A 2,985-nucleotide genomic window follows, 5' to 3' on the forward strand; every position below is an offset into this window, starting at 1 on the left:
GGGTATACGGATTTAATGGTTGATGGGGCACCTTTACCCCACCAACCTGATACCATTATCAGATGGTTGATAGATCGACTCCGTAGTTGAGTTCCTCTGCGAAGTCCGGCAGTCCGTAACCGATGGTTTTCTTGTAGAAAGGAGAGACCTTCGCAGTCGGTGCCTTCTTCTTGTGCTTCGTGGTGTAGAGCATTCGTGCCCGCATCACCTCGAAGGAGTAACCGCGCCCTTCACGGTTCTTGTCCTTGGCCAGTCGGTTGATGGACTCCGTGTAAGCGTTGGTGACGGGCATGTCCGTCTCGAAGTAGGTCATGGTCTCTTCGCGCCAGTTTCCCACTGCCCTGACCAGATCGCTCCAGACTTCCTTTTGGCCCTTCGGGATGGTGGCTATCCACTCGTCCAGGGCGGCTTCTGCCTGGAGCCGTGTGGTGGCGTCCCAGATGCCGTAGAAGCGCTCCTTGTGCTCGTAGGCGGCCAGCAGTTGCGGGAACGCGCCTGTCCAGGTCTCCATGATGAGGCGCTCCCGGTCTGAGACTTCGTGAGCGCGTTTCAGCAGGATTTTCCGGTCTCCCTTGAGAGTCCGGCTCTGGGACGGTTTCAGCTCCTTTCTGAGGCCCTTGCGCACTCTCTCTAGGGCATCGTTGGCCATGCGCACCACATGGAACTTATCGACCACGATACGGGCCTGGGGCAGCACAGCCTTGACCGCTGCCCGGTAGGGGTTCCACATGTCCATGCTGACGATCTCGACCTTCTGCCGGTCTTTCAGCTTCATCAGGTAGTTGGTCACCACGTCCTGGCGGCGGGTGGCCAGCAGGTCGAGCAGGGTTCGCTCCTCAATGTTGGTCAGAATGCAGCGGTAGCGCTTGTTCAGGTATAGCTCGTCAATGCCCAGGATGCGGGGCGTCTCGAAGCGGTGCCAGCGCCCCAGGAACTCGGCGCGGGCGTTGAAGATGTCGCGCACCGTCTTCTCGTCCAGGCCGGTCTGTGCCGCCACAAAGGTGTAGGGGTGGTTGAAGGATTCCTTCTCCACGTACTCATGCAGCCGCAGTGTCATACGGAATCCGTCCACCATCTCCGGTAGCTGGGGCCTGAATGTTGTCTTGCAGGCCCGGCAGGTGTATCGGCGGCGGACCACCCAGAGAGTGACCCGCTTGCCGTGGATGGGCAGATCACGATAGGGAACGTCACGCTTGCCGAACCGCACGAACTCACCCTGCACGCCGCACCCCTCGCAGGCTACTGGTGTAGGTGCTTCAAGCCGAAAATGTATGTCTTCATTCTGCTCATCAGAATCCACCAACTGGTACCCAGGAAGGCTTAACGAATTAATCATCTCCCGCCTTGATCAGAAAAACAGGTAGGTGGCGTAACCGGCAATCATCGCCATAGCAAAAATGACTGCTAAAAACGCCGCTAAAAGCTTCAGCGTGAACAAAGAGCGCAACAGAATGAGCTCAGTCAGGCTGGCTCCGGCACTGCCGATGATCAACGCTAGCACCGTCCCGGCACCCACGCCTTTGGCCATCAGAGCCGCTGCCAGAGGTATGACGGCTTCAGCGCGAATATACAACGGCACGCCGATGACAGCGGCAACTGGAATGGCAAAGGGATTATCTGGGCCTGCATACTGCTCCAATAAGTCAGTGGGCATGAAACCATAGATCACGCTGCCAATCGCAATACCGATGAGCAGGTAAGGCAACACATCGATAAAGTCCGACCAAGCTTCCCGCCACACACCACTGTACTTCCCTTCTTTCTTAACCGTGACAGTGGGTTGACTGTCACAGCATTCGCTAGACGTAGAGACTGTTGTCTTCCTATCAGCCCCGCAAGAAGCCGTCTTCGGAGTGGTGTCGCAGCTGTTGGTGCCGCAACTCGATGCGGTCGATGTAGCACTGCACGGGCTTGCTGATGAACTACATCCACTGCTCTCTTGTGTCGCCGTCCGGCGCACATAACGCTCGAAGCCAAGCGTGTGAAGCAGCCATCCGGCACCTACCGCGACCACCAAAGCGGCGAGCACATAGATAGCAGTAAGTGTCCATCCAAACGTGGCAACCAGCAGGCCGACGACGATAGGATTCAGCAACGGAGATGAGAAAAGAAACACCATCATCGGCCCAAAACCGGCCCGTGCCCGAATCAACCCTTTCAACATGGGGATAGTCGAGCAACTACAGAAGGGCGTTATAGCTCCTAAACCAGCAGCAAGAAAATAGCCTCGCTTCCCACTGGAAGTCAGTAACGCTTCCACCTTGGATGGTGGGATGTGACGTTGAAGAACTCCGACCAGCAAGCTAATGCCAATGAATAAAACCGATAGCTCGATAGCGAGAAAGGCGAACATGCCTAGAGCGTCTTGGAGTTGAGATGACATTCAATATTACTCCTATATTTCTAGTATTGTCGAAATGATGTACGCAGCCTACTTGCGTTTATCCGACCTGTCAACTATAATTCTAGAAACATCGAATTATTGGGGCGTGCTATGGATCACGAAAAGGTTGCAGCCAGCTTAGCTGAGCTAGGGAATAGTCACCGACTGTCCGTGTTCCGCTTTCTGGTCAAAGCTGGCCATGATGGGGCTTCGGTCGGAGATATCCAGAAGGGGCTGGGTATTCCTGCTTCGACGCTATCACATCACCTTGCGCGCATGGCCAAGGTAGGGCTGATCCGGCAGGAGAAACATAGCCGCACGATTGTCTGTATACCCGAGTATGGGCACCTAGAGAATTTGATCGGTTTCTTACAAGAGGAATGTTGTGCAGGTGTCCGGATTGCGCATGAACCAGAACCGCTTTGACGCTTGCCCAGCTCTCGCTGTCCTCCCTAGTCAGCATCGCTATGAAGACTCAGGCGAAGGTGGAAACAGAAAATTGGCAGTAGAGTAGGCTGAAGAGGATCAATCAGATAATCCGCTGAGAAAGATTTTCTTCTTTACATCTTTGGCATTTTATCAACCAGAAATTCCGGATACCC

At 54.8% G+C, this 2,985-nt stretch carries 3 protein-coding genes; 1 reads left to right on the forward strand and 2 read right to left on the reverse strand.

Features of this window, described 5'->3' with window-relative positions:
- Positions 1 to 58: 58 nt before the first annotated feature.
- Together N5D20_RS24575 and N5D20_RS24580 are read right to left on the reverse strand one after the other, a co-directional pair.
- Positions 59 to 1,336, reverse strand: coding sequence for an ISL3 family transposase (locus N5D20_RS24575; protein WP_000610830.1), 1,278 nt, complete (start codon positions 1,334 to 1,336; stop codon positions 59 to 61).
- 12 nt (positions 1,337 to 1,348) lie between these two features.
- Positions 1,349 to 2,383, reverse strand: a complete 1,035-nt coding sequence (locus tag N5D20_RS24580) for a permease (RefSeq protein ID WP_000098298.1) — start codon at positions 2,381 to 2,383, stop codon at positions 1,349 to 1,351.
- A gap of 111 nt (positions 2,384 to 2,494) precedes the next feature.
- Here N5D20_RS24580 and N5D20_RS24585 point away from each other — a divergent pair, with 111 nt between their 5' ends.
- Entirely contained in the window at positions 2,495 to 2,809 is a 315-nt protein-coding gene (locus N5D20_RS24585; RefSeq protein WP_000349485.1) for a helix-turn-helix domain-containing protein, read from the forward strand.
- Positions 2,810 to 2,985 lie beyond the last annotated feature (176 nt).

The sequence above is a fragment of the Stenotrophomonas sp. GD03877 genome, from assembly GCF_029840555.1.
GTDB lineage: Bacteria > Pseudomonadota > Gammaproteobacteria > Xanthomonadales > Xanthomonadaceae > Stenotrophomonas > Stenotrophomonas geniculata.

Bases quoted from the DNA above. Each gene is read 5' to 3' on its own strand.
- N5D20_RS24580 (WP_000098298.1), bottom strand. From the start codon at position 2,383: ATGTCATCTCAACTCCAAGACGCTCTAGGCATGTTCGCCTTTCTCGCT.
- N5D20_RS24575 (WP_000610830.1), bottom strand. From the start codon at position 1,336: ATGATTAATTCGTTAAGCCTTCCTGGGTACCAGTTGGTGGATTCTGAT.
- N5D20_RS24585 (WP_000349485.1), top strand. From the start codon at position 2,495: ATGGATCACGAAAAGGTTGCAGCCAGCTTAGCTGAGCTAGGGAATAGT.